This is a genomic window from Asaia sp. SF2.1 (assembly GCF_000505765.1).
Classification (GTDB): Bacteria; Pseudomonadota; Alphaproteobacteria; order Acetobacterales; family Acetobacteraceae; genus Asaia; species Asaia bogorensis.
In genome coordinates this window covers 29,413-35,787 of sequence record NZ_AYXS01000008.1, presented here as the reverse complement: position 1 = coordinate 35,787, position 6,375 = coordinate 29,413, and the positions used below count along the sequence as shown (strand labels likewise).

Below are 6,375 nucleotides of genomic sequence, written 5' to 3'. Positions count from 1 at the left end.
GCGGTCGCCTTGCTATCGTCCTTGGAGGCGGCATCAGCCTTGCACTTGGTGAACTTGCCCTTGGCATCGCGGCATTTCTCGGCCTTCGGCTTTTCGCATTTCACGAACTTGCCCGAGGTCGCATCGCGGCAGGGCTTGGCGTAGGCGACAGGGGCTGCGGCTGTGCCGAGCAGCACGGTCAGAGCGAGAAATCCACGGAGCATGATGAAATCCTTGGCTGAGGTTTCAGCAACACTCTGACATTATTTGTCGCTGCGCAAGAGCCGTGCAGGCCCTTTGAAGCCAGACACAAAAAAACCCGCCAGAAGGCGGGTTTTCCTGTTTCCGAAACCGGGAAGGATCAGTTCGGCAGGGCGTAGGCGATGACGTAATCGCCCATCTTCGTGCCGAAAGAGCCATGACCACCGGCATAGGTCACGATGTACTGCTTGCCATTGGCAGAGTAGCTCATCGGGGTGGACTGGCCACCGGCGGGCAGACGGTCCTGCCACAAGGTTTCACCCGTCGTGACGTTGTATGCACGGATGTAGAAATCCAGCGTGGACGTCAGGAAGGCGACGTTGCCGGCCGTGGTGAGCGGGCCACCGAGGCTGGGAACGCCAACCTTGAGCGGCGGCAGCTGGATGGGCAGGGCGCTGTTGTACAGACTGTCACGCAGCGTGCCATTGCGATGCTGCCAGACCACCTTGTTGGTGCGCAGATCGATACCAGCCATGTAGCCCCACGGCGGACGCTTGCAGGGGATCGGCAGACCGATGCGTGTGGTGATCGGGTTCAGGAACGGGCTCAGCATGATGGCATAGGGTGCGCCATAGTTGTGCTGCAGGCCGGTCTCGCCGCCCGAACCCTTGGCGTCCTTTTCGGGCCAGAGCGGATTACCCGGACCGCGGGGAACCAGACGCGACACGAAAGGCAGGGCGATCGGGTTGGAGATGGCGATCTGACGCTGCGGATCAACAGCAAGACCACCCCACTCGAAGATACCCAGATTGCCCGGGAAGATCAGCGAGCCACGCTCGGACGGTGCCGTGAACGTGCCCTTGTAGTCGAGCTGATGAAACGCCACGCGGCAGATCAGCTGATCGAACACGGTGCCACCCCACATGTCCTTGCCCGTCAGCAGGGCCTTGGGACGCAGGGTCAGGTCAGAGAAGGGCTGTGTGGGAGCAACGTGATCGCTCTTAACCACTTCCTGCGGCACGGGAAGCTCGGGTGCAGGCACGATCAGCTTGCCGTCGCGACGGTCGAGAACGAAGATGTTGCCCGTCTTGGCCGGTGCGTAGATGGCCGGAATGACGGTGCCGTCCTTCTGGGTGATGTCCACAAGGCTCATCTGGGCCGGAAGATCCATGTCCCACAGATCGTGGTGCACGGTCTGGTAGCTCCAGGCCAGCTTGCCGGTATCGGCGTGCAGGGCGAGCACGGACGACGCATAGCGTTCGGCATCGGGGGTGCGGTTGCCACCCCACTGGTCAGGGGTCTGAACGCCGGTCGGGATATAGACCAGGCCCAGATTGGCGTCATAGGACGCGGTGATCCACGAGTTGGGCGAGTTGGCGACGTATTTGTGGTCACCGCTCGGCATTTCGTTCGGGTCGGGGTTCGAGGGGTCGAACACCCAGACGAGCTTGCCTGTGAACAGGTCGAAAGCACGCGTGACGCCCGAGGGCTCCTTGGTGGAGTTGTTGTCGGTCACGGCGCCGGAAACGATCACGACCTTGTCTGTTACGACAGGCGGTGAGGTCGGCTCGTAGCCGCCAACATGGTCATACGGCATGTAAGGCGTACGCAGGTCGATCTCGCCATTGTTGCCGAAGCTCGGGCAGGCCTTGCCAGTCTGGGCATCGACAGCGAACATGCGACCGTCATTGACGGGCAGGAACAGGCGCTCATGGCACTCATCAGGGGCCGGCGTGCCATCTGACGTGACGGCGCTGGCATCGGATTTGTGGTAGGTCACGCCACGGCAGGTCAGATGCTGGAAGCCCGGATTGACATAGAGATGGGGGTCGAACACCCACTTCGTCTTGCCGGTTGCGCCATCGACGGCCCACAGCTTCTGGTGCAGCGAGCAGAAATACAGCGTGCCATTGACGGCAAGCGGTGTCGCTTCGTTGGTGGCTTCACCGGGGTCGTTCGGGCCCTTGAAGTCGCCCGTACGCATGGTCCAGGCCACTTTGAGCTTGCTGACATTGTCGGCATTGATCTGGGTGAGCGGGGAGAAGCGATCGCCATACTGGGTACGGCCATAGGCCTGCCAGTCGCCATCGGGCACCTGGGCGGCATCGCTGCCAGCGGCGGCGATCTTTTCGGTGGGCAGATTGCCCGCCTTGTCACCCGGATCCTGCACGAAGGCCACGACCACGACAATCAGCGCAAGAGCGACGCTGCCGAGCAGGGGCAGGGTGGCGAGGCGGCTCGTGGTGATCTGGCGGCTGACGAACGGCAGAAGCAGCCAGATGCCGAGAATAGTGATGACGTCGCCGCGCGGCACGAGCGACCAGAAATCGATGCCGATTTCGCTGATCGCCCAGATGAGCGAGCCGAGAATGATCAGGGTATAGAGCCAGAAGGCGGCCGCGCGGCCCCTCCAGACGAGATAGGCGGTCGCCAGAAGGGCAATACCGCAGACTGCGTAATAAGGGGTGTCGCCATAGCTCAGGAGCCAGACACCGCCGAGTGTCAGATAAATGCCACAAAGGGCAAATATCACGGCGGTGAGGGCTGCCCAGAACCGCGGCCGGGGAACCGTGTTCATGCGTCGTCCTATGTGTGGTTTCGTGTTCGGAAACGTTGCGAAAAGAGACCGCGTCGTAAAAGGCCCAAATGTTGATCTACGTCAAGAACGTCCCATATTGTGGTTAAGGTTCTGTCTAACCCAAAGTAAATGTTTTAGCGCGTTAAAATGGGTTGTGCAGGGCAGAGATATCCTTTAGGTGCCCCCTTTCGAACGCGCGTCCAGGCGATGGTAGGGCATGCCTGGCCGCTTGGTAACGCCCGCAAGCAATTGCGGGAGGTTGCCTGATATGTCGAGAGGAGAATGAAATGCCCAAGATGAAGACCAAGTCGTCGGTCAAGAAGCGGTTCAAGATCACCGCGACCGGCAAGGTGATGTGCGGTCCCGGCAACAAGCGCCACGGCCTCATCAACCGTCCGCAGAAAATGAAGCGCACCAATCGCGGCCCGCAGACCATGACGGACATGGATGCGAAGACCGTGAAGCAGTGGGCCCCCTACGGACTGGCTTGAGGAGCAGATAAATGGCACGTGTTAAGCGCGGCGTAACGACGCACGCCCGTCACAAGAAGGTTCTGGATCTCGCCAAGGGTTACCGCGGCCGGTCTTCCACCAACTATCGTATTGCTCTCGAGCGCGTCGAGAAGGCTCTTCGTTATGCCTATCGCGACCGTCGCAACAAGAAGCGCGATTTCCGCGCTCTGTGGATCCAGCGTATCAACGCTGCCGTTCGCGAGCAGGGCCTGACCTACAGCAAGTTCATCAATGGACTGGCAAAGGCTGGCATCGAAATCGACCGTAAGGTTCTGGCCGCAATCGCATTCGATGACGCTGCAACCTTCGCCGAGATCGTGAAGCTGGCGCACATGGCTCTTGAGCAGTCCGCTCAGGAACAGACGGCGCAGGCCTGATCAAAGGCTCTAGCCTCCGGATTTCGGCTTCGGCAGATTTCCGGATTTGATAGAAAACGGGTCGTCCTGTATCAGGACGGCCCGTTTTCTTTTTTGACGATACCAGTTGACCGATGGGACAGGCGAATGATGGGCGATGATCTCGAAGCGCTGAAAAGCGAAACTCTCGAATCTCTGGCGCAGGCGCAGGATCACGCCAGCTGGGACGCCATTCGCGTTGGGGTGCTCGGCAAATCGGGCCGCCTTACTGTCCTGCTCAAGGAACTGGGCAAGATGACGCCCGAGATGCGCAAGGAGCGCGGTCAGGCGCTGAACCGCCTGCGCGATGCGCTCAATACGGCTGTTGAAGAACGTGGCCAGGCCATTGCCGAGGCGGCGCTGGAAGCCCGGCTTAAATCCGAGCAGGTCGATGTGTCGATGCCTGCTGTCTCGCCTCCGCTCGGGCTGCTCCATCCGATCAACCGCACGATCGAGGAAATGACGGCGATTTTCGGTGCCATGGGGTTTTCGGTCGCCGAGGGGCCAGACATCGAATCGCAATGGCATAATTTCTCGGCGCTCAATACGCCCGACCATCATCCTGCGCGGACCGAGCACGACACATTCTACCTGCCTGCATCCCATGAGGAGTCGCCGCCGCGTGTGCTGCGTACCCAGACGTCGGGCGTGCAGATCCGCACCATGCTGACCGAGCCCCCTCCGGTCCGTGTGATCGCGCCGGGGCGCACCTATCGCGCCGATCATGACGCCACCCACTCACCGATGTTTCATCAATGTGAAGGACTTGTCATCGACCAGGGCATCACGCTCGGTCATCTCAAGGGCTGTCTGATCGAGTTCTTGCGCATCTTCTTCGACAAGCCGAACCTTCCTGTCCGTTTCCGTGCCTCCTATTTTCCGTTCACCGAGCCCTCGATGGAGGTTGATATCGGCTGGTCCCGCCAGACGGGTGAGATTGGCGGTGGCACCGACTGGCTCGAGGTTCTGGGCTCGGGCATGGTTCATCCGCGCGTACTGGCCAATTGCGGCCTCGATCCCGCCATATGGCAGGGCTTTGCCTTCGGTATGGGCATCGAGCGTCTGACCATGCTCAAGAACGGTATTCCCGATCTGCGCTCCTTCTATGAGAGCGATCTGAGATGGCTGCGTCATTACGGCTTCTCCGCCCTGTCCTCCGTCAGCCTCGCAGAAGGAGTCTGAGACCATGAAATTCACTCTGTCCTGGCTGCGCGAGCATCTCGATTTCACGGTCCCGCTGGATGAGATCGTCAGCAAGCTCAATGCCATAGGCCTCGAGGTCGAGAGCGTTGAAAATCCCGCCGACTCGCTGCGTGGCTTTCGTGTCGCCAAGATTCTCGAGGCCCATCGTCATCCCGATGCCGACCGGTTGCAGGTCTGTGTGGTGGCCGCTGGCGGGGATTACGAGAAGGTGCAGGTCGTCTGCGGTGCACCCAATGCCCGCGCCGGACTCCATGTGATCTTTGCCCCGCCGGGGACTTATATTCCTGGCAGTGATATCACCATCAAGGCAGGCAAGATTCGCGGGCAGGAAAGCGGGGGCATGCTGTGTTCGCTTCGCGAGCTTGGTCTCGGGGCGGAAAGTGACGGCATTGCCGAACTGCCCGAGAATGTCGTGCTGGGTCAGCCCTATGCAGACTTTGCGAAGCTCGATGACCCGGTGATCGATATCTCGATCACGCCCAATCGTGGCGATGCTCTCAGCGTGCGCGGCATTGCCCGCGATCTGGCTGCTGCCGGGCTGGGGCATCTCAAGCCGTGGCTGGTTGAAACGGTCGAGGGGCAGTTTGCCTCACCGATCAACTGGGACATCCAGTACGATACGGCATGCCCCTATATTGCCGGGCGTCTAGTGCGTGGCGTGAAAAACCGCCCGAGCCCCGACTGGCTGCGTCAGCGCCTCGAATCGATCGGGCTCAAGCCAATCAGCGCGCTGGTCGACATCACCAATTATCTCACCTTCGATCTGGGGCGTCCGCTCCATGTGTTCGATGCGGGCAAGATCAGCGGCAACACCCTGTCTCTCACCCGTGCGGCACGTGAGACGTTCCGCGCACTGGACGGGCGCGATCTCGTTCTCGGCACGGATGACCTTGTGATTGTCGATAGCGCTGGCGTGCAGTCTCTCGCTGGCCTGATCGGCGGTGAGGCGACGGGCGTTTCTGACGAAACGACGGATGTGTTCATCGAGGCCGCTCTGTTCGACGCGGTGCGTATCGCCCTGACGGGGCGCAGGCTCGGGATCCATACCGATGCCCGCCAGCGTTTCGAGCGCGGAATCGATCCGGCACTCGTTCTGCCCGGCCTGGAGGCTGCCACGCAGCTCATCCTGTCGCTCTGTGGCGGTGAGGCCAGTGAAATCACCAGTGCTGGTGCAGTTCCCGCCTGGCAGCGTGAGGCATGGCTGCGTTTCGATCGCCTCGAAACGCTGGGTGGCGTCGAAATCCCTTCGGGTGAAGCCACACGCATCCTTGAGCATCTCGGCTTTGCCGTGCGTGAGCAGGACGAGACACGCGCCTGTTTTGCGGTGCCATCATGGCGCAATGACGTGGCGACAGGTGTCACGCTCGATCAGGCGCCGCATCTCGACCCTGCCCAGGCCCAGAACGCTGCGGCCTCGGTTCATGCCATCGAGGCAGAAAACGACCTGATCGAGGAAGTGCTGCGTATCTACGGGCTGGACTCGGTTCCCCCGCTGCCATTGCCGCTC

The 6,375-nt window shown here is 60.9% G+C and carries 6 protein-coding genes; 4 read left to right on the top strand and 2 right to left on the bottom strand.

The window, feature by feature from the left end:
- Nucleotides 1-203 (bottom strand): hypothetical protein (locus P792_RS25385; RefSeq protein ID WP_023978117.1); only part of this gene is annotated, 203 nt, incomplete at its 3' end.
- A 137-nt stretch (nt 204-340) separates the two neighbouring features.
- Nucleotides 341-2,758 carry a glucose/quinate/shikimate family membrane-bound PQQ-dependent dehydrogenase gene (locus tag P792_RS25380; RefSeq protein ID WP_023978116.1) on the bottom strand — a complete coding sequence of 806 codons (2,418 nt, stop codon included), beginning with the start codon at nt 2,756-2,758 and terminating at the stop codon, nt 341-343.
- Nucleotides 2,759-3,045: 287 nt separating this feature from the next.
- On the opposite strand from P792_RS25380, the gene rpmI reads away from it, so the two are divergent.
- The 4 genes from rpmI to pheT all read left to right on the top strand — a co-directional run.
- Nucleotides 3,046-3,249: a 50S ribosomal protein L35 gene (rpmI, locus tag P792_RS25375; protein WP_023978115.1), complete on the top strand. Its 204-nt coding sequence runs from the start codon at nt 3,046-3,048 to the stop codon at nt 3,247-3,249.
- Nucleotides 3,250-3,260: 11 nt separating this feature from the next.
- Complete coding sequence (gene rplT, locus P792_RS25370; protein WP_023978114.1) at nt 3,261-3,647, top strand: 50S ribosomal protein L20; 387 nt, start codon at nt 3,261-3,263, stop codon at nt 3,645-3,647.
- 129 nt (nt 3,648-3,776) lie between these two features.
- Entirely contained in the window at nt 3,777-4,847 is a 1,071-nt protein-coding gene (gene pheS, locus P792_RS25365) for a phenylalanine--tRNA ligase subunit alpha (protein ID WP_031240323.1), read from the top strand.
- A 4-nt stretch (nt 4,848-4,851) separates the two neighbouring features.
- Nucleotides 4,852-6,375: phenylalanine--tRNA ligase subunit beta (gene pheT / locus P792_RS38440; protein ID WP_023978112.1), on the top strand; the 1,524-nt coding region annotated here is incomplete at its 3' end.

Excerpts from the sequence above, each read along its gene's own strand:
- P792_RS25380 (WP_023978116.1), bottom strand. The coding sequence starts at position 2,758 with ATGAACACGGTTCCCCGGCCGCGGTTCTGGGCAGCCCTCACCGCCGTG.
- rpmI (WP_023978115.1), top strand. The coding sequence starts at position 3,046 with ATGCCCAAGATGAAGACCAAGTCGTCGGTCAAGAAGCGGTTCAAGATC.
- rplT (WP_023978114.1), top strand. The coding sequence starts at position 3,261 with ATGGCACGTGTTAAGCGCGGCGTAACGACGCACGCCCGTCACAAGAAG.
- pheS (WP_031240323.1), top strand. The coding sequence starts at position 3,777 with ATGGGCGATGATCTCGAAGCGCTGAAAAGCGAAACTCTCGAATCTCTG.